27 protein-coding genes are annotated in these 23,728 nt (G+C 69.5%); 20 read left to right on the forward strand and 7 right to left on the reverse strand.

The genetic code is table 11. The features are described from left to right. Positions 1-2 precede the first annotated feature (2 nt). Positions 3-242: a MoaD/ThiS family protein gene (locus tag IM632_RS09305; RefSeq protein WP_296481840.1), complete on the reverse strand. Its 240-nt coding sequence runs from the start codon at positions 240-242 to the stop codon at positions 3-5. A 2-nt stretch (positions 243-244) separates the two neighbouring features. After that, positions 245-1,276, reverse strand: coding sequence for a GTP 3',8-cyclase MoaA (gene moaA / locus IM632_RS09310; protein WP_296481842.1), 1,032 nt, complete (start codon positions 1,274-1,276; stop codon positions 245-247). A gap of 31 nt (positions 1,277-1,307) precedes the next feature. Between moaA and IM632_RS09315 the strand changes: the two genes are divergently transcribed. After that, on the forward strand, positions 1,308-1,937 hold the full coding sequence (locus IM632_RS09315; RefSeq protein ID WP_296481847.1) for a nucleotidyltransferase family protein: 630 nt from the start codon (positions 1,308-1,310) through the stop codon (positions 1,935-1,937). 17 nt (positions 1,938-1,954) lie between these two features. Here IM632_RS09315 and IM632_RS09320 read toward each other — a convergent pair whose 3' ends face one another. Beyond that, positions 1,955-3,454: an NADP-dependent isocitrate dehydrogenase gene (locus IM632_RS09320; RefSeq protein ID WP_296481850.1), complete on the reverse strand. Its 1,500-nt coding sequence runs from the start codon at positions 3,452-3,454 to the stop codon at positions 1,955-1,957. Between the two features lie 193 nt (positions 3,455-3,647). On the opposite strand from IM632_RS09320, the gene cysD reads away from it, so the two are divergent. Beyond that, positions 3,648-4,553 carry a sulfate adenylyltransferase subunit CysD gene (gene cysD, locus IM632_RS09325; protein WP_296481855.1) on the forward strand — a complete coding sequence of 302 codons (906 nt, stop codon included), beginning with the start codon at positions 3,648-3,650 and terminating at the stop codon, positions 4,551-4,553. Further along, positions 4,553-5,422 (forward strand): DUF6671 family protein, encoded by an 870-nt coding sequence (locus IM632_RS09330; RefSeq protein ID WP_296481856.1) that lies wholly within the window; start codon positions 4,553-4,555, stop codon positions 5,420-5,422. Before cysD ends, IM632_RS09330 begins: the two co-directional genes overlap by 1 nt. Here IM632_RS09330 and IM632_RS09335 read toward each other — a convergent pair. Further along, positions 5,419-7,185, reverse strand: coding sequence for a M10 family metallopeptidase C-terminal domain-containing protein (locus IM632_RS09335; RefSeq protein WP_296481858.1), 1,767 nt, complete (start codon positions 7,183-7,185; stop codon positions 5,419-5,421). The two genes, IM632_RS09330 and IM632_RS09335, sit on opposite strands and share 4 nt — an antisense overlap. Positions 7,186-7,293: 108 nt before the next feature. Between IM632_RS09335 and IM632_RS09340 the strand changes: the two genes are divergently transcribed. The 4 genes from IM632_RS09340 (at position 7,294) to IM632_RS09355 (ending at position 9,451) form a co-directional block, all read left to right on the forward strand. After that, a complete protein-coding gene (locus IM632_RS09340) occupies positions 7,294-7,767 on the forward strand; it encodes a cupin domain-containing protein (RefSeq protein ID WP_296481861.1) in 474 nt (157 codons plus the stop codon). Positions 7,768-7,769: 2 nt separating this feature from the next. Further along, entirely contained in the window at positions 7,770-8,588 is an 819-nt protein-coding gene (locus tag IM632_RS09345; protein ID WP_296481864.1) for an alpha/beta hydrolase, read from the forward strand. 144 nt (positions 8,589-8,732) lie between these two features. Then, positions 8,733-9,056, forward strand: a complete 324-nt coding sequence (locus IM632_RS09350; RefSeq protein ID WP_296481867.1) for a hypothetical protein — start codon at positions 8,733-8,735, stop codon at positions 9,054-9,056. Further along, positions 9,053-9,451, forward strand: a complete 399-nt coding sequence (locus tag IM632_RS09355) for a hypothetical protein (protein WP_296481870.1) — start codon at positions 9,053-9,055, stop codon at positions 9,449-9,451. Before IM632_RS09350 ends, IM632_RS09355 begins: the two co-directional genes overlap by 4 nt. 77 nt (positions 9,452-9,528) lie before the next feature. Here the strand turns inward: IM632_RS09355 and chpT are convergent, their stop codons facing one another. Beyond that, positions 9,529-10,209, reverse strand: a complete 681-nt coding sequence (gene chpT / locus IM632_RS09360) for a histidine phosphotransferase ChpT (protein WP_296481873.1) — start codon at positions 10,207-10,209, stop codon at positions 9,529-9,531. An 88-nt stretch (positions 10,210-10,297) separates the two neighbouring features. Here chpT and cysQ point away from each other — a divergent pair, with 88 nt between their 5' ends. Both cysQ and IM632_RS09370 read left to right on the forward strand, forming a co-directional pair. Beyond that, a complete protein-coding gene (cysQ, locus tag IM632_RS09365) occupies positions 10,298-11,068 on the forward strand; it encodes a 3'(2'),5'-bisphosphate nucleotidase CysQ (RefSeq protein ID WP_296481876.1) in 771 nt (256 codons plus the stop codon). Positions 11,069-11,140: 72 nt separating this feature from the next. Further along, positions 11,141-12,331 carry an acyl-CoA dehydrogenase gene (locus IM632_RS09370; RefSeq protein ID WP_296481879.1) on the forward strand — a complete coding sequence of 397 codons (1,191 nt, stop codon included), beginning with the start codon at positions 11,141-11,143 and terminating at the stop codon, positions 12,329-12,331. A gap of 42 nt (positions 12,332-12,373) precedes the next feature. On the opposite strand, the gene IM632_RS09375 is transcribed toward IM632_RS09370, so the two are convergent. Continuing rightward, positions 12,374-13,252, reverse strand: coding sequence for an NAD(P)-dependent oxidoreductase (locus tag IM632_RS09375; protein WP_296481883.1), 879 nt, complete (start codon positions 13,250-13,252; stop codon positions 12,374-12,376). A gap of 17 nt (positions 13,253-13,269) precedes the next feature. Continuing rightward, complete coding sequence (locus IM632_RS09380; protein WP_296481886.1) at positions 13,270-13,641, reverse strand: c-type cytochrome; 372 nt, start codon at positions 13,639-13,641, stop codon at positions 13,270-13,272. Positions 13,642-13,732: 91 nt separating this feature from the next. Here IM632_RS09380 and IM632_RS09385 point away from each other — a divergent pair, with 91 nt between their 5' ends. The 11 genes from IM632_RS09385 to IM632_RS09435 form a co-directional block, all read left to right on the forward strand. Continuing rightward, complete coding sequence (locus tag IM632_RS09385; RefSeq protein ID WP_296481888.1) at positions 13,733-14,188, forward strand: (2Fe-2S)-binding protein; 456 nt, start codon at positions 13,733-13,735, stop codon at positions 14,186-14,188. 25 nt (positions 14,189-14,213) lie between these two features. Further along, positions 14,214-16,406: a xanthine dehydrogenase family protein molybdopterin-binding subunit gene (locus IM632_RS09390; RefSeq protein WP_296481891.1), complete on the forward strand. Its 2,193-nt coding sequence runs from the start codon at positions 14,214-14,216 to the stop codon at positions 16,404-16,406. Between the two features lie 104 nt (positions 16,407-16,510). Next, positions 16,511-18,079, forward strand: a complete 1,569-nt coding sequence (locus IM632_RS09395) for an aldehyde dehydrogenase family protein (RefSeq protein WP_296499071.1) — start codon at positions 16,511-16,513, stop codon at positions 18,077-18,079. Between the two features lies 1 nt (position 18,080). Beyond that, entirely contained in the window at positions 18,081-18,749 is a 669-nt protein-coding gene (locus IM632_RS09400; RefSeq protein WP_296499069.1) for a nicotinate-nucleotide adenylyltransferase, read from the forward strand. Positions 18,750-18,889: 140 nt separating this feature from the next. After that, positions 18,890-19,222 carry a ribosome silencing factor gene (gene rsfS, locus IM632_RS09405; protein WP_293511636.1) on the forward strand — a complete coding sequence of 111 codons (333 nt, stop codon included), beginning with the start codon at positions 18,890-18,892 and terminating at the stop codon, positions 19,220-19,222. Positions 19,223-19,298: 76 nt separating this feature from the next. Then, positions 19,299-19,508, forward strand: coding sequence for a hypothetical protein (locus IM632_RS09410; protein WP_296481900.1), 210 nt, complete (start codon positions 19,299-19,301; stop codon positions 19,506-19,508). Further along, the gene (gene rlmH, locus IM632_RS09415; protein ID WP_296481903.1) at positions 19,505-19,969 is read left to right on the forward strand and encodes a 23S rRNA (pseudouridine(1915)-N(3))-methyltransferase RlmH; all 465 of its coding nucleotides are present in this window, start codon (positions 19,505-19,507) and stop codon (positions 19,967-19,969) included. The genes IM632_RS09410 and rlmH overlap by 4 nt, the downstream gene beginning before the upstream one ends. Then, the gene (locus tag IM632_RS09420) at positions 19,962-20,639 is read left to right on the forward strand and encodes a peptidoglycan DD-metalloendopeptidase family protein (protein ID WP_296481906.1); all 678 of its coding nucleotides are present in this window, start codon (positions 19,962-19,964) and stop codon (positions 20,637-20,639) included. The genes rlmH and IM632_RS09420 overlap by 8 nt, the downstream gene beginning before the upstream one ends. An 83-nt stretch (positions 20,640-20,722) precedes the next feature. After that, positions 20,723-22,138, forward strand: coding sequence for a S41 family peptidase (locus tag IM632_RS09425; RefSeq protein WP_296481909.1), 1,416 nt, complete (start codon positions 20,723-20,725; stop codon positions 22,136-22,138). A 96-nt stretch (positions 22,139-22,234) separates the two neighbouring features. Beyond that, positions 22,235-23,368, forward strand: coding sequence for a divergent polysaccharide deacetylase family protein (locus IM632_RS09430; RefSeq protein WP_296524897.1), 1,134 nt, complete (start codon positions 22,235-22,237; stop codon positions 23,366-23,368). Continuing rightward, positions 23,368-23,728: RNA pyrophosphohydrolase (locus IM632_RS09435; RefSeq protein ID WP_296552262.1), on the forward strand; the 361-nt coding region annotated here is incomplete at its 3' end. The genes IM632_RS09430 and IM632_RS09435, both read left to right, overlap by 1 nt.

Raw genomic sequence — 23,728 nt, forward strand, 5'->3', positions numbered from 1 at the left:
GCTCAGCCCCCGCTCATGGGCGGCAGGAAGGCCACCTCTGAGTCCGGGCCGAGGGCGACGTCGAGGCTGACCAGCTCCTGGTCCACCGCCGTCCGCACGGCGGGGGCCTGCAGGGCGTCAAAGAGGGCGGGGTCCTCGGTGGCGATGCGGCCCCGGAGGTCGGCGAGGGAGACGGCGGGGATGTCCCGCTCGCGCCAGCCGGCGAGGTCGGCGAGGCGCCCGAACAACAGCACCCGGGCCACCCTCAGCCCCCCGTCGTGGACATGTGCCGCTGAACGGCCGGCGGGGCGTTCCGGTCGATCCGGAAGTCATGCCCCTCGGGTTTGGCGTCGATGGCGGCGAGGATCGCCCGCCGCAGCTCCGCATCCGAGGCTCCGGCGCGCAGAACGGCGCGCAGGTCGCTCGCGTCCTCCCGACCCAGACAGGTGTGCAGCGTACCGGTGCAGGTCAGGCGCACCCGGTTGCAGAGCTCGCAGAAATTGTGGCTGAGCGGGGTGATGAAGCCCAGCCGCCCGCCCGTCTCGGCGACGCGGACATAGCGCGCGGGCCCGCCGGTGGTCAGGTCGAGGTCGGTCAGCGTCCAGAAACTTTCCAGGTGGTCCCGGACCTGGCGCAGGGACAGGAACTGGTCACTCCGGTCGACGTCGATGTCCCCCATGGGCATGGCCTCGATCAGGGTGGCGTCGAAGCCCTGGCCATGCGCCCAGGCGATGAGGTCCGGAAGCTCCTCGGCGTTGTCGTCGCGCAGGGCCACGGCGTTGATCTTGACCGACAGGCCGGCGGCCCGGGCGGCCTCGAGCCCCGCCAGCACCCTCGCAAGGTCGCCGCCCCGGGTCAGCTTGCGGAAGCGGTCGGGATCCAGGGTGTCGAGTGAGACGTTGATGCGGCGGACGCCCGCCTCCGCCAGGGGAACGGCGAACTCGGCCAGCCGGGTGCCGTTGGTGGTGAGGGTGAGTTCATCCAGGTCGCCGGTGGCGAGGCGGTGCGACAGGGCGGAGAACAGGCCCATGACGCCCTTGCGGACCAGAGGTTCGCCGCCGGTGATCCGGATCTTGCGGACGCCCAGGTCGATGAAGGCCGAGGCGAGGCGCTCGAGCTCCTCCAGCGTCAACACCTGCGCCTTGGGCAGAAAGGTCATATGCTCGGCCATGCAATAGACGCACCGGAGATCGCACCGATCGGTCACCGAGACCCTGAGATAGGTCACGGCGCGGCCAAACCCGTCCACAAGGCGGGGGCGGGACTGGACGGAAGGCGCGGTGTCGAGCGGCGTCATGCCCAGGCAACATAAGCGGGGACGGCGGAACATGACAGAGGCGGAAGTCGAGGGCCGGGCAGGTTACGCCGCCATCGTCCTGGCTGCAGGCGCCGGCCGACGCTTCGGCGGCGGCAAGCTGCTGGCGCCATGGCGGGGCGCTGCCCTCGTCGCAGGCGCGGTGCGGGCCGCCCTGGCGACGGGTGTGGGTCCCGTCATCGTCGTCACAGGGACAGACGCCGAGGCCGTCGGGAAGGCCTGCGAGACGGCGGCCGGGCCCGGGGCCAGGGCCCGACTGCGCCGGGTCCATGCCGAGGACCACGCCGAGGGCATGGGCGCCTCGCTGCGGACCGGAGTCGCGGCCCTTCCGCCGGATATCCGGGGCGTCTTCGTCTTCCTCGGCGACATGCCGGACATCCCCACGGAGGTCTTCGCGCCCCTGGTGGCCGCCGTGGAGGCCGGCGCCCCGGCCGCCGCCCCGAACTTCGGGGGACGCCGGGGCCATCCGGTCCTGTTCTCAGCCGCCCTGCTGCCCGTCCTCGCCCGGGCCTCGGGGGACGCCGGGGCCCGGGAGGTGCTCGCCCGCCTCGGGGATCGCGTCGCGAGGGTCGCCTGCGCCCACCCCGGGGTGCTGTTCGACGTCGACCGTCCAGAGGATCTGGGCGACGCTCCCCGGGGCTAGGCGCGTACGGTCAGCCCTTACTGACCCTGGCCGAGGGAGTAGCCGGGCTCGCCATCGAAGGTGAAGAGGTGCTCGGTCTTCACGAAGTCGACGCCTGACAGGGTCAGCCGGCGGAGCAGTTCCACCACCATGGCGGGATTGAACGACTGGCCAGGCTGGGCGAGGAACCGGCAGCGCCAGTGGTCGGTGCAGAAGGTCTCCGGAAGGCCCTGGGGCCAGACCTTGACGCCGCGGTTGGTGATCATCGCCAGTTCGTAGCCGCCGGTGATCGTGGCCTGCATCCGGCGGGCGATCTCCTCCACCGGCTGGGTCGAGTGGACGAAGACATCAACCCCCACAAGTTCCTTGACTGCGGGCTTCCTGGGAGACGCCGTCGGTACGGGGAAGGCCTCGCCGGACGCGGTGTAAGCGACCGAGTCCAAGTGCACGGGCGTCAGACCCATGCGCGCGATGACGGCGTCAGCGAAGGCCGAGGTGCTGACCCGCTCCTTCGAGACGCCCGGCTTGAAGATGTCGTCGGTATGGATCCCGTCCTCGATGGTCCGGAGCCAGGCGTTGTGCACCCGCGCGGCGGCCTCAGGCTGGCCGATGTGCACCAGCATCATGACGCCCGCCAGCAGCAGGCCGGAGGGATTGGCCGAGTTCTTCCCGGCCCGGCGGGGCGCCGAGCCGTGGATGGCCTCGAACATGGCGCAGTGCTCGCCAATGTTTGCGGAGGGCGCAAGACCGACCGAGCCGGCGATCTGGGCCGCCACGTCGCTGAGCACGTCGCCGTAGAGGTTCGGCATGACCAGGACATCGAAAGCCTCCGGCGTATCCGCCAGCTTGGCCGCGCCGATGTCGATGATCCAGTGCTCGTTCTCGATATCGGGATACGCCTCCGCAACTTCCCGGAAGACCTTGTGGAACAGGCCGTCCGTCAGCTTCATGATGTTGTCCTTCGTGAAGCAGGTGACCTTTTTCCGGCCATAGGCCTGGGCGTAGGCGAAGGCGTAGCGGTTGATCTTCTCGCAGCCAGGCCGGCTGATCAGCTTCAGGCACTGGTAGACGTCGTCAGTCTGGCGGTGCTCGATGCCGGCGTAGAGGTCCTCTTCGTTCTCCCGGACGATGACAAGGTCCATCCCCGGATGACGGGTCGAGACAAAGGGCGCGTAGGACCGGCAGGGCCGGATGTTGGCGTAGAGGCCCAGGGACTTCCGGACCGTGACGTTGAGGCTCTTGTAGCCGCCGCCCTGGGGCGTGGTGATCGGGGCCTTGTAGAAGACGCGGGTCCTGCGCAGGCTCTCCCAGGCGCCGGGATCAATACCGGCGGTGTTCCCGGACAGGTAGAGCTGTTCGCCGATGGTGATGGTCTCCGGTGCGATATCCGCGCCGCCCGCCATCAGAACCCTGAGGCTGGCCTCCATGATCTCGGGACCAATGCCATCGCCGTAAGCCACTGTGATCGGCACTGTCCCGGAGCGGCCGGACTGACCTTCGCCGCGGGGCGGGGAGACGAGGGTGTTGATGTCGTTCATGGCCGGGACCTCCTGGGGTTGCAGATGAGCGGCTTCTGGCCCCTCCAGATGCATTATTGAAATTGATTATCTAGATATTCGTGATGATCATTATCAATCATCATCCGGGCGCCCCAGTCCTTTCCGTCGATCCCGGGCGCCCCACATGGCGAGGATAGCCGGCGCTACCCGGAACCGGAGCGAGGACAACCCCATGCCGACTGGCCTGTCGCACCTCGAGGCCCTCGAAGCCGAGTCCGTCCACATCATCCGGGAGGCGACGGCCGAGGCCCGCAACGCGGTCATGCTGTTCTCCGCCGGCAAGGATTCGACGGTCATGGCGCACCTCGCCATTCGGGCGTTTCACCCCTCGCCGCCGCCCTTCCCCCTTCTGCACATCGACTCCACCTGGGAGTTCCGTTCGCTCCTGGAGTTCCGTGACGCCTTCGCCCGTGACAACGGCTTTCGTCTGATCGTTGCTGCGAACGAGGAGGGGCGCGCCGCGGGCCTCAATCCCTTCGACCATGGCGACCGATACACGACCCAGATGCGAACCGAGCCTCTGAAGACGGCCCTCCGGGAGGGGGGCTACGACATCGTGTTCGGCGGCGCCCGGCGGGACGAGGAAAAGTCGAGGGCCAAGGAGCGGGTGGTGTCGATCCGGACGCCATCCCAGGGCTGGGAGCCGAGGAGCCAGAACCCCGAGCTCTGGCGGCTCTACAACGCCCGGTCGGGCAAGGACGGATCGGCCCGGGTGTTTCCGCTGTCCAACTGGACCGAGACGGACATCTGGCTCTACGCCCTTTGGCGCGGGATCGCGCTCGTCCCCCTCTACTACGCGGCGGACAGGCCGGTGGTGCAGCGCGCGGGGACCTACATCGTGGTCGACGACCCATCGCGCATGCGCCTGGGCCCGCAGGACCGGATCACCCAGCGCCGGGTGCGATTCCGGACTCTGGGCTGCTGGCCTGTGACAGGGGCGATCGAATCCGAGGCGGACGACCTTCGCGCCATCGTCAGCGAGACCCTGCTCTCGGCGGTGTCGGAACGCCAGGGCCGGATCAGCGACGGGGAGGATGGGGGTTCCCTGGAGCAGAAGAAGCGCGAGGGCTATTTCTGATGTCTGAGGCCGGACGTCGCTGGCTCAGTGACGACGTCGCCGCACTGGTCACCATGCACGGCAAGGAAGCGGTCATCGGCCCCGTCCTGGCTGAAGGCGCTGGGATCTCCCTGTTCCGGGTGCCGGATGTGGACACCGACGCCTTCGGAACCTTCAGCCGAGAGGTCGAGCGCCCCGGGACGGCTCTGGACGCCGCGCGAGCCAAGATCCGGGCGGGATTCGCCGCCTCGCCGGCGACCCGAATCATGGTGGCGAGCGAGGGCGCATTCGGGCCCCATCCCGCCATCCCCCTCCTGCCCTTCGGTGACGAGCTGGTTCTTCTGGTCGACCGAGAGACCGGGTTCGAACTCGCCGGGCGACATGCGGGACCGGAGACGAACTTCGCCCATTGGCGGGCCAGGGACGTAGAGACCGCGCTGGACTTCGCGCGGCGGTGCGGATTCCCGGAGCACGGCGTGATCGTGCTGGGTGTCCGCGGAGAAGCGCCGGCGCCGGACGTGTTCTGCGAGAAGGCTCTTGAGGATGAGGCCGCCCTCGCCGCGGCGGCCGCCGAGGCGATCGCCCTGACCGGCGCGGCCTTCCTCGAGACGGACATGCGGTCGCACCGGAACCCTACGCGTCAGGAATCGATCCGGCGGGCGGCTCAGGATCTTGTCCGCCGTCTGCATTCGCCCTGTCCCGCCTGCACACGCCCGGGCTTCGACCGGATCCGGAGAATTCCGGGTCTTCCCTGCGCCGACTGCGGGACGCCGACAGAGGTCACGACGGCCTGGGTTTTGGGCTGCGAGGGCTGCGGCCTTGAGGAAACCCGGCGCATCGCGGGCGAGCCCTGGGCGGATCCCGGCGCCTGCCCCTCCTGCAATCCCTAGGTGATCCAGCCTGATCCCAGGCTGGAGAGGGAGACGCCGACCAGGATGATCTGGTCGCCATTGCCCATGTCGACGATGACGTCCGAGCCCGCCTGGGCGAGGGTCCGCGAGGGTCCGCCCTCCAGTCTCAGCCGGTCACCCTCGGCATAGTTGAAGTCCGTGATCCGGTCGATCCCGGCGCCGGAGAACGAGTAGAACAGGTCCGCGCCCGCGCCGCCGGAGAGGGTGTCGTTGCCCCGGTCGCCCCAGATCCAGTCGTCGCCGGCGCCGCCCATGACCGTGTCATCGCCCTGACCGCCGCGCACCCAGTCGTTCCCGGCCCCCCCGTCGACCGTGTCATTGCCCATGTTGCCATAGACGATGTCGAAGCCGGCGTCGCCGAAGAGCAGGTCGTTGTCCCTGCCCCCGACGACCCAGTCATCCCCATTGTTCCCACGAAGGGAGTCATTGCCCATGTTGCCGTGCATGTCGTCGAAGCCCGAGCCCCCGGAGAGGGAGTCGTCGCCCGCCTCGCCGCGCAGGACGTTCGTGCCCGAGGCGTCCTGGATCGTGTCCGCACCATCACCGCCGTACACGGTGTCCGCACCTGCCCCCGCCGTCAGCTGGTTGGCGAGGGTGTTGCCCGTAATGAGGTCTGCGCCAGCGCCGCCGACAGCATCCTCGATGTCCGTTCCCCGGGCGATGGCGACATTACCACGGTAGCCGCCGACGTCGGAGAAGTAGCCTGGACGGAGGTCAATGACCTGGTTGCTGGAATAGCCCGAGAAGTCGAACCGGTCGCGCCCGCCGGCGTCCCACACCGCCCACTGCATGACCGAGGCGCTGCTCACCGCCTCGAACCAGGGCCGGCCGGCGTTGGAGTTGAAGCCGTAGACCGTGTCCCCGGTCCGGGTGGTCATGTTCGCTCCGTACATGAACTGGGCGGCCGCAATGTCGTCCAGCAGAGGCACGGCGGAGAAGCCAGGCAGACTGGCGCCCGTGTTGAAGCCGCCGAAGTAGCTCATGACCGTGTACTGCCGGCTGTCCTCGAAATAGCTGGCGTCCGCGCCGTAGGTGGCGGACCCGGTATCGGGATAGGTCGAGGGATGGCCCAACCCGATGGCGTGGCCGATCTCGTGGACGAGGACCATGCCGCCGTAGTTCGAGGCCAGGGGCTGGAGGTTGTAGCTCGCCGTGATGTCGACCCAGACGTCCCCTGAATTGGAGGCGAAGTTGGTGGAGCCTGGATAGTAGGCGAGGGCCGCAGCGCCTTCAGGACCGTCGGTATAGCCGGCGAACAACATCGTCGCCTGATCGGAATACGCCGCCTCGCCCGTCTCGCCGGAACCCTCGCGCACAAAGCTGATCCGGGCGACGTCGGACCAGGCCTGCAGGGCCAGCTCCGTCTGACGGATCTGGGCGGCGTTGAAGCGCGTGAAGCCACTCGTCTCGTTGGGCATGTTGGCGGGGACGGAGGAGCGGAAGGCGTAGCTGACGACGAAGGGCTGGCCAAGGCTTCCCCATCCGCCCTCCCCGCCCGTCAGCCGGTTGACCGCCTGGTCGAGGGTGAAGCTTGTCTTGCCATTGGAGGCGGTCCCGCCCCGGTCACCGAGGTTAAGGTAGGTGTAGGCGGGCCCAGCCTCGCCATCTCCGCCGCGCAGGAAGCAGGCGCCGCAACCGCACATGGCCGAATGGCCGGATTCCGCGGCCTTCGCGCTCCAGGAGCGGGAGACCCTGTCACCTTCGGGGCCGGAGACGTCCGGCTGCTGGAACTGTGGCCACACGGCGGGCTTCCTTCACCGGCGACGGCGGGGCCGGAGCCGGAACGGGCTTGCGGTCGGGGCGCTTCTGGCGCTGCATGCCAGACTACATGAATTCGGCGGGAGACGAAGATGTCGGAGGAAGGAATTCCGGCGGATGGATGGGAGGCCACGGGCGTCCGGGTGGTGCGGGGCGACCAGCTGGACGCCAACACCCCCCAGACCCCTGGCATGAACCGCGCCGCGGCCATTGACTTCGCCCGGGTCGGCGCCCGCAGGCTCTGGGCCGGGACCGTCCACATCCACGCCGGCGCAGGAACGGGCGCCCACCACCATGGCCCCCTGGAAAGCGTGATCTACGTGGTCCGGGGCCGGGCGCGGATGCGCTGGGGCGAGCGGCTGGAATTCACGGCCGAAGCGGGGCCGGGAGACTTCATCTATGTCCCGCCCTTCGTGCCGCACCAGGAGATCAACGCCTCGAGCGACGAAACCTTGGAGTGCGTCCTCGTCCGCAGCGACGGAGAGGCCGTGGTGGTCAACCTGGACATCGAACCGGTCGAACCGCCCCGCGAGGTGCGCTGGATCGATCCCATCCACAGGGACTGACCATGCCCCGCATCACGGCCAACGGCCTCGACATCCACTATGAGAGGACCGGACAGGGTCCGCCCCTGCTCTTCATCTCTGGTACGGGCGGCGACCTGCGGGTCCGGCCGAACATGCTGGACGGGCCCTTCGCGAGGCGGTTCGACCTCGTGGCCTACGATCAGCGGGGCCTGGGCCAGACGGAGAAGCCTGACCGTCCCTACGCCATGGCGGACTACGCCGACGACGCCGCCGGCCTTATGGACGCCCTGGGCTGGGAAGACGCCCTGGTGATCGGCGTCTCCTTCGGCGGCATGGTCGCCCAGAACCTCGTCGTCCGGCATCCCCTCCGCGTCCGCCGCCTGGTGCTGGCCTGCACCTCGCCAGGGGGCGCCGGGGGCGCCTCGTTCCCGTTCCACGAGATCGGCCACCTGAAGGGCGAGGCCAGGGCTCGTCATCTGCTGCCGATCAATGATACGCGGCTCGACGAGGCCTGGGCGACCGCCCATCCCGACCGCTATGCGGAGGCCATCGCCCTGTCGGCCGCCGATCCCTTTGCAGGCGAGCCCGGTCGGGAGATGGGCGCGCGCCGCCAGATCGAGGCCCGCGCCGGGCATGATGTCTGGGAGTCCCTGCCGGCGGTCCGGACCCCGACCCTGATCGCCGCCGGCCGCTTCGACGCCATCGCACCGCCCCAAAGCCAGCTCAACCTGGCTCTGGCGCTTCGCGGGTCCACCCTGCGGTTTTTCGACGGCGGCCATATGTTCATGCTCCAGGATCGGGCCGCCGTCCCCGCCATGATCGACTTTCTGCTCGAGGCGGACGCCCGCCCGGGCTCCTGAGGAACGCCCGCGGCTCCGGACGGGTCCCCCTCGGGATTCTCCCAGCCTTGCATGTCCCTGGGGAAGGAGCCATTTGAACGGCCAGTCGCAAGGGGGCCTCCGCCCCCTTCACAGATCAGGGCCAGCAAGCCCGAGGAGATTCCCATGCCCGCCACACCTGCGGACAAGGCTGTCCGCGCCGCCCGCACAGCCGCCAAGTCCACCGTCGACGCCGCCGAGGACGCGGTTGAACAGGCCGAGCGGAAGCTGGCCGACGCCGCCCGCCGGATCGAGAAGGCCGTCGCCGAGGGCGTCGAGCAGATCCGCACCCAGGGAAAGGCCTACGCCGCAGAAGCGGCGGACCAGATCGAGGACGCCCAGCGCTACGTCGCTGGCCGGGTGCGCGAGCGGCCGCTCGCCGCCACGGGACTGGCCCTCGGCGTCGGCGTCCTGATCGGCCTCATCCTCGCCGGCGGACGCAGCCGTTGAGACTGAGCCGCCTGATCCTGGCGGTCTGCGGGACGGCGGCTCTGGCCGCCGCCTCGGGCGTCTTCGTCGTCGCCCTGTCTCTGGCGTTGTACGCCGCCCTTGAGCCGACTCTGGGCGCCGCTGGGGCCGCGGCGGCCGTGGCGGTCGCCTGCCTCCTGATCCTGGCGTCTGCAGGACTGGTCCTTCTTCTGATCGCCACCCGGCGTCCGCGGCGGGCGGCGGCGGCCGAGGGGGGAGACCTCGGCGCAGAACTCCTTGAGCTGGCGCGGCGGCGACCTGTCCTGGCGTTGTTCGGGGCGGCGGCGGCCACCGCCATCGGCCTCAGCGCCCTTCGCAATCCCCGGATCGTCTCCGGACTGGTGAGCGTCGTCCTCGGGCTCCGCCGGCCGCTCTGATCCTCAGCCTCAGGCGGCGCCCCTCTGGCAGAGAGGTCCGGAATCCAGCCGAGCAAGGGGCTCTCCCACAGGCCCGCTCAAGCGGGCAGGGCGGCCAGGAAGTCGATGGCCGAGCCCGTAGAGTCTGCGCGGACCGTTCCGCCCGCGTCGGTCACGAACAGGTAGACATAGTAGGCCTGGACCCAATGGCCGTGCAGGCCGTCCCCCATGGGCAGGCCGAGAAGGCCGTCGGAGACCTCGGCGCGAAGGCGTGCGCGGGGACCTTCCGCACGAGCCCGGATCAGGATGAAGCCCTCGCGCTCCTCGGCCTCGATTCGCGCTGAGCCACCCGTGGGGAGGGCCGCGCCTGCAAGCTGTGACAGGTTGAGCAGCGCCCTGGCCGCCGGCTTGGCCAGGGCGGGCGCCGCCACCTGCCAGTCCAGATCGGCGCGGATGTGACGGAAGAGGCCCTCGGTCAGGCGACCCAGCTCCCGGGAGTCGAACACTTCCGCCGATGCAGAGGCGCCGAAAGCGACCCGGCAGAAACCGAGCAGGTCCGCGAGTTTTCGGGCGGAGGCGCCGATCAGACCCATGGCCTCCTGTCGCATATCCTGGGCTGACGGGTCGTCCAGCAGATCCAGGCCGCTGACCATGGCGCTCACCGGGCTGATGAAGTCGTGGCACATCCGCGCAGCGAGAAAGGCCGCCACCTCCGCCGTGCGCGGCGGAGGCGCGTCGCGACGGGCGTCTTCCGGCGGGGAGGTGGTGTTCTCTGTCATGGTAAACGGGAATCTGGCCTGATTTGCTGCTTTGGGAAACCGCCGGACGCCTCTAGGACAGGCCGCGTCAGACAGGATGGTCACCCGCATGCCGACCCTCGACGCCCGCTTCGGAGCCGTGCTCGCCGACCTCTGCGAGGAGGCCGCCGAGCTCGTACGACCGCTCTGGAACAGCGGCCTGGCCGTAGACCGCAAGTCGGACGACAGCCCGGTCACGGAGGCGGATCGACGCGCCGAGACGCTGATCCTGGAGGGTCTGGCCCGGGTGGCGCCCGGGGTGGCCGTGGTTTCGGAGGAGCACGCCAGCGAGTTCGGGGCGCCGGGCCGGATCGGCCGGGTCTTTTTCCTGGTGGATCCCATTGACGGGACCAAGGCCTTTGTCCGGGGCGATCCGAACTTCACCGTCAACATCGGGCTGATCGTCGACGGCGTCCCCGTCGCGGGGGCGATCTCGGCGCCCGCCACAGGCGAGACCTGGTTCACCGCCGGCCAGGGCGTGCTGAAGCGAATCAAGGGTGGCCCCGCCGATCCGGTGAGGGCCCGGGCCTGGCCGGAGGGCGCCGCCATCGCCCTGGTCAGCCACACCATGAAGCCCGAGACACTGAAGGCGCTCGCCGAACGCTACGGCTTCCACGGGACCGACGCGATGGATTCCTCCATCAAGTTCTGCCGGCTCGCCGAGGGCGCGGCCGACATCTATCCGCGTCACGGGCCGACCATGGAGTGGGACATCGCCGCCGGACACGCCATCCTCGCCGCCGCCGGCGGGAGGGTCGAGACCGAGGACGGCGGCCCGTTTCTCTACGGCAAGGCCAAGGCGGGGTTCCTGAACGGCGCCTTCGTCGCCCGCGGCGGCTGACGGCAAAATAGCGCCTACACCCGCATCGCGATCCGTCGCATAAGGCGTGCGAGACAAGTGAAGGAGACCGACATGGCCCTCGACGCCGGCGCCGACGCCAAGACCTTCAGCTGGGAAGATCCCCTCGACCTCGCCTCGCGCCTCTCCGAGGACGAGCGCATGGTGTGGGAATCGGCCCGCGCCTACGCCCGGGACAAACTCCTGCCCCGCGTGGTGTCCGCCTACGCAGAAGAGCGGTTCGACCGCGAGATCATGACCGAGATGGGCGCCCTTGGCTTCCTCGGGCCCACCCTGCCGGAAGCCTATGGCTGCGCCGAGGTCAATCATGTCGCCTACGGCCTGATCGCCCGGGAGATCGAGGCCATCGACTCCGGCTACCGCTCGGCCATGAGCGTCCAGTCCTCCCTGGTCATGTACCCGATCCACGCCTTCGGCTCGGAAGCCCAGCGCCAGCGCTACCTGCCCGGCATGGCCCGGGGGGAGATCATCGGCTGCTTCGGCCTCACGGAATCCGACGGCGGCTCGGACCCGGCCTCCATGCGCACCACCGCCACGCCGACCAAGGGCGGCTTCATCCTGAACGGCGCGAAGATGTGGATCACCAACGCGCCCATCGCCGATGTGGCCCTGGTCTGGGCCAAGCTGGACGGCGCCATCCGCGGCTTCCTGGTCGACCGGGGCTCGGAGGGCTTCTCCACCCCGCAGATCAAGAACAAGCTTTCGCTCCGCGCCTCCATCACCGGCGAGATCGCCCTGTCCGACGTCTTTGTGCCCGAGGACCAGATTCTGCCGGGAGTCTCCGGCCTCCGCGGTCCCTTCTCCTGCCTGAACAAGGCGCGATATGGCATCGCCTGGGGCGCCATGGGCGCCGCCGACTTCTGCCTGCACGCCAGCCGGGACTACGTCTCCAGTCGCAAGGTGTTCGGCAAGCCCCTCGCCGCCCGCCAGCTGGTCCAGAAGAAGCTGGCGGACATGCAGACCGAGATCGCCCTCGGCTTCGAAGGCGCCCTCGCCCTTGGCCGGCTGATTGACCAGGGCGCCTGGGTGCCTGAGGCCATCAGCCTGATGAAGCGCAACAACTGCGGCAAGGCCCTGGCCATCGCCCGGGAGGCCCGCGACATCCACGGCGGCAATGGCATCAGTGGCGAGTACCACGTCATGCGCCACGCCTCGAACCTCGAGACCGTGAACACCTACGAGGGCGCCCACGACGTCCACGCCCTGATCCTGGGTCGCGCGATCACCGGCGAAAACGCCTTCTGACGCCGCCGCCCCCTCGTTCGGCGACCGCGAACTCCCGGCGACTCAGGCGTTTCCGGCCACCGGAAGGGCTTCTGCCGACAGGCCGGCCGTCCGCCAGGGTCCGGGGTCAACCAGCAGCACGATGGTCCGCCCTTCGGAGATGAGACCGGAGACAACCGGGGGTCCCGCCGCGCCCGGGGAAAGCCGACGCGCCTCCCGCCTGGCCAGAACCGCCACGTCATGACCCTCTCCCGGCTCCGAAACCAGGACGTCGGCGGAAGACAGGGCCCGCAGAGCTCGCAAGGAGAGAAGATCGGCGGGCGTCTCCGGGGGAATGGCGAACAGCCGGCCGGGCGGCCGGGTCGAGGCCGTCAGGGCGTGTTCGAGCAGCGCCTGAACCTCGTCATCAGACCGACCCTCCAGGACAGCAGCGGCGACGGGCCCTTCCAGAAGGGCCGAGAGGACGACCCGCCTCTCGCCGGGGTCGGGCCAACGGCGACGCAAGTCTGTCTTCCGGGCGTCGAGAAAGCGGGCCAGCCGCCCGATCCCCTCCGGAACCCGGGGCTCCAGCTCCGCCCGGAGCCGGGCGGCCACCAGCGGCGAAGCGCCCCCCGTCCCAAAAGCCGCCACAAGGGCGCCGCGGTCAATGAGCGCGGGGACGGTGAAATCGCAGAGGGCGGGGCGATCCATCACATTCACAGGAACGCCCGCCTGTCGCGCCGCTTCCGAGGCGCGGGCGGCGAAGGCCTCATCCGGATGGACGATGAAGCCAAGGACAAGGCCGGTCCAGCACCCGGGCGATACGGCTTCCTCAGGGGCAAGCCGGACCAGCTCCGCCGGGCCTCCGGCGAGAAGTCGAAGGCGCGCCTCCAGTCCTTCGCCGTCTCCAGCCAGACCAATCCTGCGTCCGGCGAGCGGAAAGAAGGCGGGAAAAACGTCCAAGTCGGTCCCTTCGATGCCTATCTGAGAGTCTTGAGATGGGCGATCAGAGCGGCGCGATCCTTAGGCGACGCAACGGCCGTGATCATCCTTCCGCCGGGTGCGAACCGGGTTGGCGCGGCCAGATAGGCGTCAAGCGCAGCGTCTGTCCATGCGCCGCCCTTGGACTTGAGTGCTGACGAGTAGGCGAAGTCGCTGCGGCTGGCGATCCGCGCCCCGGCGACCCCGGTCAGGGCAGGCCCGGCCACCGTGCTCGCAGCCCCATGGCAGGTCCGGCATTGCAGGTTGAAGATCCGGGCGCCGTCCGCCGCAGCGGCCGGCTGCACCGAGAGACCGGCCGCAACCAGAAGACCGGCGCAAAACGCCGGGAAGACTCTGCGGGATTGGGGCATGGAAGACCTCCAGGACAGGGAGCGGCACTATACAGGCCCGGCTAAGCGCCGTTAAGATGCGGACTTTCGATAAAGCTCCGGGGACTCCATCATGGCCACCAGGCTCGAGATCAACGGTCGCACGGTCCAGGTCGAGGCGGCGCCCGACACACCCCTTCTCTGGGTCCTGCGGGACGAGGCCGGACTGACCGGCTCCAAGTACGGCTGCGGTGTCGGCCAGTGCGGCGCCTGCACCGTTCTCGCCGACGGCGCGCCCGTACGCTCCTGCTCCCTGCCGGTTAGCGCCCTGGCCGGCGTGAAGATCACCACCATCGAGGGCCTCGGCGGGACCCATCCCGTCCAGGAGGCTTGGGTGAAGCTGGATGTGCCCCAGTGCGGGTACTGCCAGTCCGGCCAGATCATGAGCGCCGTCGCCCTGCTGGCGGGAAACGCCAACCCTTCCGACGCGGACATCGACGCCGCCATGGATGGCAACATCTGCCGTTGCGGCGCCTATCAGCGCATCCGCGCCGCCATCCGCGAAGCCGCCGCCCAATCCCGCGCCTGACGTCCTGATCCCTAGGAGCTCCTCCATGAACGCCCATGTCGACACGGACGCCGCCCGGGCCGGCGCCACCCGCCGGGAACTGGTGGTCGGAACCGCCCTCGTCTCAGGCGCCCTGCTGGTCGGCTGCTCTCCCGCAGATCTTCTTGCGGCGGGCGCCAAGACCGAGGTCGGCGCCTTCGGCCCCTTCATCCGGATCGCCGCCGACGGCGCAGTGACCGTCTTCAACAAGCACATCGAGTTCGGCCAGGGTACGCACGCCGGCCTTGCGGCCATCGTCGCCGAGGAACTGGACGCCTACTGGAGCCGGGTCAGCGTCGAGCAGGCCCCGGCGAACGCCAAGCTCTACGCCAATACGCTGATGGGGGTGCAGGGCACCGGCGGGTCCACCGCCATCCCCAACAGCTGGATGCAACTGCGCAAGGCCGGCGCCGCCGCCCGCGCCATGTTCACCGCCGCCGCCGCAGCGGCTTGGAACGTCCCGGAGACTGAGCTTACCGTCAAGGACGGGGTTGTCAGCCACGCGGGGTCGGGCAAGTCCGCCGGTTTCGGTGAGCTGCTCCAGGCGGCTTCGGCCATCACGCCCCCCTCAGAGCCGAAACTGAAGTCGCATGCGGATTTCACCCTGATCGGCACCGACCGGGTCCGCCGCAAGGATTCCCGCGCCAAGAGCACCGGAGAGGCGCGCTACACGCAGGACGTGAAGATGGAGGGCCTGCTCACGGCCGTCGTCGCCCACGCCCCGCGGTTCGGGGCCAAGGTCAGCGGTTTCGACGACGCAGAGGCGCGCAAGGTCGCAGGGGTTGTGGATGTCATCCAGATCCCAACCGGCGTGGCCGTGGTGGCCCGGTCCACCTGGGCCGCCCTGCAGGGCCGCAACGTCCTGAAGGTGACCTGGGACGAGGCCAAGGCTGAACCCCTCGGCTCGGCGGAGATCGAGGCGAAGTATGCGGAGTGGGCCGCGGGGAAGGGCGCCCTGCCGGAGAAGCTGAAGTGGGAGACCTTCGAGACCCGCGGCGACGCTGCGGCGGCCGGCGACGGCGAGATCTTCGAGGCGACCTACGACTTTCCCTTCCTGGCCCATGCGACCATGGAGCCCATGAACTGCGTCGCCCAGGTAGGTGGCAAGGGCGGGGTCAAGCTGACCGTGGCCTCGCAGTCGCCGACCCTGGACCAGCTGAACACCGCCCGGATCGCCATGACCCTTCCCGGCTCGGTCCAGATCGAGAACCTGTTCGCCGGCGGCTCCTTCGGCCGGCGCGCCAACTTCCAGTCGGACTTCATCGCCGAGTGCGTCCACATCGCCAAGAAGGTGGGCAAGGGCACGCCGGTGAAGCTGGTCTGGACCCGCGAGGACGATATGGCGGCGGGCTACTTCCGGCCCCTGACCCATCATCGCGTCAAGGTGCGGATGGACAAGGACGGCTTCCCCGCGGCCTGGACGCACCGTGTGGTCACCCAGTCCCTGATGAAGGGCTCGCCCATGGCGCCCAAGGGGATCGACACCAGCACGGTGGAGGGCGCGATGGGCTCCCCCTACCTGAAGGCGACCCCTGCGGTGGACGGCCAGGTGCTGATGCCGGAGCTGGGCGTGCCCGTGCTCTGGTGGAGGTCGGTGGGCGCGACCCACACCGCCTTCGTCATGGAGCACACCATCGACCAGCTGGCCCGCAAGGCCGGCAAGGATCCGGTGGCCTACCGCCTCGCCCTTCTCGAGAAGGCCGGCGCCAACCGCCACATCGCCGTCCTGAAGCTCGCCGCCGAGAAGGCGGGCTGGGACACCCCTGCGCCCGCCGGCGTCACCCGGGGCGTCGCGGTCCATGAGAGCTTCGGCTCGGTGGTGGCCCAGATCGCCGAGGTCCGGATCGTGGACGGCGTCCCCAAGGTCGGCCGAGTGGTCAGCGCCATCGATTGCGGAACCGCGATTTCACCTGACCAGATCGCCGCCCAGGTGGAGGGTGGGACCTGCTACGGACTGTCCGCCACCCTTCATGATGAGATGATCCTCAAGGCCGGAGCGGTGGAGCGCCGGAACTTCGACACCTACCCCGTGCTGCGCAACTCCGAGGCGCCGACGGTCGAGACCCACATCTTGCCCTCGACCAACCCGCCCTCAGGCGTGGGCGAGCCTGGGACCCCGGTTATCGGTCCGGCCGTGGCCAACGCCGTGCTCGCCGCCACGGGCAAGGCCACCTTGCGTCTGCCGATGATCCGCGCCTGATCCGCCGGGCCCGCCCGCGGCGGATTTTCCGCCGTGGCGCCGCCCCCGGTTTGGTCTAGTAAGGCTCAGTCAGAGCCTAAGGGTCCGAAGCCAGCGGGGAGGCGATGTCGCAGCACTCAAAGAGGATCGCGCCGCTCGAGTCGCTTCCGGCGGGCATGCCTGTCCTCTTCGGTGGCGACCGCATGACCTTTGTCAGCCCAGCCCTGGCCGACGCCTTCCGGCCGGGCGACCGGCTGGTGGTGGTCCAGGACACGGGCGACCTCCTGCACGTTCCCGCCGCTGTCGGCGACGCTGTCGAGCAGGCGACGGGCGCCGCCAGCCGAGCCTTCACAGCCCTGTCCGGGGTTCCGGATGCCGCGATCACGGCCTTTTTCGAACACTTCGCCTGTCGGCTCGAGGACGACGCCGTCTGGTCGCGGTTCGCCGCCGCCAATGCGGACGATGTGGAGGCGGCGCGCGCACGGGGCCGCTCGACCACCCGGCTGGCGGTTTCGGAGGCCATGCGCCGGGACATGATCGCCGGCCTGAGGGTCTGGCGCGACAGCCCGGCCGGCCGGGGCCGACTTCTGGAACAGATCTCCCATCCGGGCTGGAGCGTCGAGCTGGTGAGCGCGCCCCTGGGCGTTGTGGGCTTCGTCTTCGAGGGCCGGCCGAATGTCTTCGCAGATGCTGCCGGCGTCCTGCGGACAGGCAATGCGGTGGTCTTCCGGATCGGCTCCGACGCCCTCGGCTGCGCCCGGGTTCTCATGGCTGAGGCCGTCAATCCGGCCCTGGCGGCGGCGGGACTACCGCCCGGCGCCATGAGCCTGGTGGATTCCGCCGAGCGATCAGCAGGTTGGGCCCTCTTCGCGGACCGGCGGCTGGCCCTGGCCGTGGCCCGGGGCTCGGGGCCCGCCGTCGCCCAGCTGGGGGCCATCGCCCGGCAGACCGGCGTCCCGGTCAGCCTTCACGGCACGGGCGGGGCCTGGATGATCGCCGACGCCTCGGCGGACGCCGCCCGCTTCGGCGCGGTGGTCTACCACTCCCTCGACCGGAAGGTCTGCAACACCCTCAACGTCTGCGTGATCGTCCGGTCACGGGCCACAGAGCTGATCCCGGTCTTCCTGGACGCGCTGGAGGCGGCGGGACGACGGCGGCGCGGGTACCGGCTGCATGTTCAGCAGGGCGCAGAGGTCTTCCTGCCCGGACCGGCCTGGATGGCCGAGACCGTGGAGGTCGTGCGGCCGGAGGGCGTGGTGGCCGAACCCCGGGCCGACCTGATCACGGAGGCCGACCTGGCCCGGGAGTGGGAGTGGGAGGAGACCCCGGAAGTCAGCCTGGCCGTGGTCGAGAACCTCGAAGGCGCCATCGCCCTGTTCAACCGCCAGGCGCCGCGACTGGTCGCCACCCTCATCACCGGAGATCCCGACGCCCTGGCGCGCTTCGAGGCCGGGGTCGAGGCGCCCTTCACCGGGGACGGCTTCACCCGCTGGGTCGACGGCCAGTACGCCCTGCAGCGTCCCGAGCTCGGCCTGTCCAACTGGGAGGGCGGCCGGCTCTTCGCCCGGGGCGGGGTTCTGGCGGGAGACGGCGTCTTCACGGTCAGGACCCGCATGCGGCAGGCGGACGCCGGACTCGACCGCTCGGGGATCGGCTCCCCCCCCGGGTTTCCCCTAGGTCAGCCCGACACCTGACATGTGGGCGGCGGGACAGGTCAGGCGACGGTCGGCAGGCGGGCGCCCGGGCGCCCTGAGGCCGGGCTTCACCCTCTTCAGGGGAATGAAGGTCGGACTTTATGGCGGCAGCTTCAATCCCGCCCACGAGGGCCACGCCCACGTCGCCGAGACCGCCCGCAAGCGCCTGGGCCTGGACCGGGTCATCTGGCTGGTCTCGCCCCAGAACCCCCTGAAATCCGGCGATCAGACCCTGCCCCTCACCCAGAGGCTCAAGGGGGTTCGCCGCTTCGCCCGTGACCGCGACATGATTGTTTCCGATATCGAGGCCAGGCTCGGCACCCGCTACACCCTCGACACCATCCTGGGCCTGAAGGCGCGGTTTCCGGGCGTCCGGTTCGTCTGGATCATGGGGGCCGACAGCCTGGCCGGCTTCCACCTCTGGCGGGGCTGGACTCAGATCCTGAGGACCCTGCCGGTGGCCGTGGTCTCGCGTCCCTGGATATCGCTGAAGAGCCGCGCTTCGCCCGCCGCCCGCCGATTCGGCCATGCACGACAGCCGGTCCTGGGCGCCCGGCGCCTCCCCGACCTCGCGCCGCCAGCCTGGATATTCCTCTACGGCCCCTTGAACTTTCAGTCCTCGACGGCTCTGCGCGAGCGGCTCCAGGCCGGCCGTACACGACAAGGCTGACCAGGGCCGCGCCCTGTGGTAATGAGCCTTTTTGGCGTGATCGAACAGGAGTTGTTCCGCTGAGCCCCGACCCTGCGCAGACTGCGCAACCCGCCCCGGCCCCGGCTGCCGGGGCCGCCCTCCCGCAAGGCGTTTCCGCGCTGGAGGAGCTTATCCTGACCCGCCTGGATGATGATCAGGCCCAGGACGTCGTCTTCATCGATCTCAAGGGCAAGACCGCCATGGCCGACGGGCTGGTGGTCGCCTCCGGTCGTTCGCACCGGCATGTGGGCGCCATCGCCGACCACCTGCTGCGAAGCCTCAAGGACCATGGCTATGGCCGCGCCCGCGTCGAGGGCCTGCCCCACTGCGACTGGGTGCTGATCGACGCCGGGGACGTCATCGTCCATATCTTCCGCCCCGAGGTCCGGGCCTTCTATAACATCGAGAAGATCTGGTCGGTGGACTCCCCCGGACACCGCACCCCCGCCTGACTCCGGCCGGATCTGCGCTTGTATCTGGACTCCTCCGCCGCCCGGGAGGCACGATCGGCCCCGGGAGGACACCCCCATGACCGGACCATCCACCTCGGACCTTCTGGACCAGACCGCCGGAGAACCGGCCACCGCCCTTCCGGTGAGGGTTTCGAGGTCGGGGCTACCCAGGGGCGCCCAGGTCATCGGCGGATGGATGCAGGACCTGACCACCCTCCATTTCGCCGGGCTGCTGGAGCGGGAGTTCGGCGGATTTGTCCCGCCTCCGGCGAGGCCCGGCGGGTGAAGATCGCCATTGTCGCCATCGGTCGGCTGTCCCGCTCGCCGGAGGCGGGGCTTGTGCGCCTCTATGCGGACCGGGCCAGCGCCGCCGGCCGGGCGCTTGGCCTGGGGCCGGTGGAGGTGATCGAGGTCGAGAGCCGCAAGCCCGGCAAGGCGGCCGAGGCCGAGGCGCTTGGCGCCCATCTCGCCGACAGCCGGATCATCGCCTGCGACGAGACCGGCCGGGCGCGGACCTCCCGTGACTTCGCCGCGGAGATCGGCCGGCTGAGGGACGATGGGGTGCGACGGCTGGCCTTCCTGATCGGCGGCGCCGACGGGCTGGACCCGGCGCTGAAGGCTCGCGCCCATGACACCCTGGCCTTCGGGCCGCAGACCTGGCCGCACGCCCTGGCGCGGGTCATGCTGACCGAGCAGATCTACCGGGCCGTCACCCTTCTGGCCGGAGGGCCCTATCACCGTGATTGAGTCCCGATGGAAGGCTGGCGGCCTGATCCTGGCGGTGGCGACGGTCATCGCCCTCGCCGCGGCGACGGCGCAGGTCCGCCCGGCGGCCGGCCCCTCCAAGGCCTCTTTTGACCCGGTCCTCGCCCTCGTCGCCCTGCGCCTTGCGCCGCCGGACCCGATCCGCTTCCCACCGGAGGCCGGACTGGACGCCGCCCGGGCCGAACTGGCGGCAGGGCTCGCCCTCTCCGAAAACCTCGCCCGGGGCCGGGCGGCGGGGGTGATGCTCACCCCCCCTGCAGCCGGGCCCATCCTTGAGGGTTTCGGAAACCGCCAGCCTGGCGGGCTTCGCGCCCAGGGCCTGACCTTCAAGGCGCCATCCGGCGCCGAGATCCGGTCGCCTTCCGGGGGCGACGTCCTGTATGCGGGCCCACTAGAGGGGTGGGGCGAGGCGATCATCGTCCAGGCGACGCCACGAGCCCAGGTGGTCCTGGCGGGGGACTTTTCGTCCCGTGTGCGGGAAGGGGAAGCGCTGAGGGAGGGGCAGGCCCTCGGCCGGGCGGCCGACCGGGGCGCCGAGGTCAACCTCTACCTCGAGCTCCGCGACCTTGGCCGGCCCATTGATCCCGAACCCTGGCTGCGCCCCGAAAAAGCCGCATCGCAAGGCTCTGGATTCAGCGGGGAAACAGGATAAGGCTTCTACCCCTGGGTTTGGCGGCGCGCCGGACCCAAGACACCTCCGCGCCGGACATTCGGCGCTCCGAATCGGGCCCGCTCATGAAGAAGCATCTCCTTATCGGCGTCTCGGCCTTCGTCCTGGGCGCGGCGACCATGGCCTACCTGAACCAGAACGCTCTGGCCGCCGGCCCCTCGGGAGCGGAGAGCTACCGCGTGCTCGAACTCTTCGGCGACGTGGTGCAGGCGGTGGAAGAAAACTACGTCGCAGAGGTGGAGCCCCGGAAGCTGATCGAGTCCGCCCTCGACGGCATGCTGACCTCCCTCGACCCGCACTCCAACTATCTGACCCCCGAGGCGCTCAATGACATGCGGGACCAGACCCGCGGCGAGTATGGCGGCCTGGGCCTGGAGATCAGCTCTGAGGAAGGCGTGGTGAAGGTCATCTCGCCCATGGATGGCACGCCCGCCTTCAAGGCAGGGATCAAGCCGGGCGACTACATCACGGCCGTAAATGGCCAGACGGCGATCGGCATGACGGTCTCCGAGGCTGTCAAGCTCATGCGCGGCCCTCCGGGTGAAGCCGTGACACTGTCCATTGCGAGGGAGAAGACGGATCCCTTTGATGTCCGCATTGTCCGCGAGGTGATCAAGACCCGCTCCGCCGTGGCCAGGATCGAGGGAGACTACGGTTATCTGCGGATATCCGCCTTCAATGAGAAGACGACCGAAGAGGCCAGGATGGCCTTCGACGAGCTTAAGGCCAAGAACCCCGGCATGAAGGGGCTGATCCTCGACCTTCGGAACAACCCGGGCGGACTTCTCGACCAGGCGGTGGGCATTTCCGACCTCTTCCTGGAGAATGGCGAGATCGTCTCCCAGCGGGGCCGCAATCCCCGGGATATCGAGCGGTACAACGCCCGGGCGGGCGACATCACCGGCGGCCTGCCCATGGTCGTCCTGATCAACTCCGGGTCCGCCTCAGCCGCCGAAATCGTGGCGGGCGCCCTGCAGGACCGCAAGCGCGCCGAACTGGTGGGCCTGACAAGCTTCGGGAAGGGATCGGTGCAGACCCTGATCCCGCTCCGGGGAGGCGCCGACGGCGCCATCAAGCTGACCACTGCCCGCTACTACACCCCTTCCGGACGATCGATCCAGAAGACCGGGATTGAACCCGACCTTGAGGTCGCCCAATCCCGGGAAGAGGCTCAGGCCATCGCCAACCGCGCCTTCCAGTTTTCAGAGGCCTCCTTCCGGAATGCGCTCAAGGCAGACGAGGGCCGGTCGCGGGCGGCCCCGCACGAACCGGCCGAGGCGCCGCCGCCTGATTTCAACCCCCGCACCGGCGATTTCCAGTTGAGCCGGGCGAAGGACGTTTTGAAGAACGGATCCGTCGCAGCGACCCCTAAGCTGCCCAAGCCCACGGCCCGCATGGCTGAGGTGGTGGGCGCGCGGGCCTCGACCCCGGCAGCCGCCAAGGCGGGTGCAGCCGCCGAGACGCCAACTCCAAAACCCTGAAATCCAGCGGCGGAGACTGCGGGTTCCCCTGGGCGCCAACTGACACTAACCTCTGCGAAACGCTTTCGCGAAAGGCTCCCTTGCGGAGACCTCCCCATGAGACGCCCTTCAACACGCCGCGCCCCGCCCGCCGCCTCCAGGATCCGCCCGGACGCCAGCGGCCTCATGGGGATACTGGCTCAGCCCCTGGTGGGCGCAGGGGCCGCCCTCATCCTGTTTCTGGGCAGCGCCGTCGGCCTGATCGCCCTTCTGGGGGACCCCGCCGCGGGGTACCCAGAGGTCCGGGCGACGATAGCGGGGCCTCCGCCGCAGGGCTGGCGCGCCGCGGTCAACGCCGGTCGCGCGGCGGGGCCCGAGCTCGCCCTCCCGGACTACCGACTGACACGCTCGCCTGAGCCGCCGCCCCTCTCCACCGCTACCGACGCCCTCGCCGCACCCGGCGCCTTTACCGGCGGCGCCCTGCCCCCCGCCCCGATCTCAGGGGTGAGCCGGAAGACCGCCGAAGGCATCCTTCCGGTGATTGGCCCCGGCGGCCTCACCCCGGCCAAGGCCTATGCGCGCCCCTTCAAGGCCAGCGGCCGGCCCCGGGTGGCCATCGTCATCGGCGGCCTGGGCCTTGATCCGGAGCTGACCCGGCAGGCGATCGAGTCCCTGCCGCCCCAGGTCACTCTGGCCTTCTCTCCCTACGCCCCCAACCTGCAGGACTGGATCAACCGCGCCCGGGAGCGGGGCCATGAGATCCTCCTTGAGGTTCCCATGGAGCCTGAAGACTATCCTGAGAATGACCCGGGTCCCTACACGCTGAGGGCTCGCGCCCAGCCCGCAGAAACAGTCCGAAAGCTCGAGTGGATCCTGGGTCGGACCACTGGCTACTTCGGGATCACCAACCGGATGGGCGAGCGCTTCGTGAAGAGCCCGGAGGGCATGAGCGCCCTGAACGGAGCCCTGCGCAGCCGCGGCCTCGCCTTTGTCGACACCGGGATCGCCGCAGGTTCCGGTGGCGGCGACTTCAGGGTCTCTGGCGACCAGGTCCTGGATCGCATTCTCTCTCCTGCCGCCATTGACGAGGCTCTGCTGACGGTCGAGGCCGCGGCCCTGCAGAAGGGCCAGGGACTTGGGATCACCCAGGCCTATCCCCTGACCCTTCGCCAGGTGGCCTCATGGGCGAGCCAGATCGAGAGCCGCGGCTACCAGCTGGCGCCAGCCTCCGCCCTCGCCCGGATTCGCTGATGAACCTGGATGACTACCGGCCGAATGTCGGCCTCGTTCTGTTCAGCCCTGAAGGGCGGGTCTGGATGGGCCGAAGGGTCGAGACACCGCCACCCTACAACTGGCAGTTCCCCCAGGGCGGGGTCGATGACGGTGAGGACCTTGAGGCCGCCGCCCTCCGCGAGCTGGAAGAGGAGACCGGAATCACATCGGTCTCGGTCCTAGGCCGGACCCCGGGCTGGATCGCCTACGACTATCCGATCGAGGCGAAGAAAGGACGACGGGGCTGGAAGGGACAGAAGCAGGTCTGGTTCGCCTTGAGATTCGAAGGGGACGAAACCGAAGTCCGTCTCGACCAGCATCATCCGGTGGAGTTCGACG

Origin of the sequence: Phenylobacterium sp. (genome assembly GCF_020402505.1) — a bacterium.
In the GTDB taxonomy this organism is placed as follows: domain Bacteria; phylum Pseudomonadota; class Alphaproteobacteria; order Caulobacterales; family Caulobacteraceae; genus Phenylobacterium.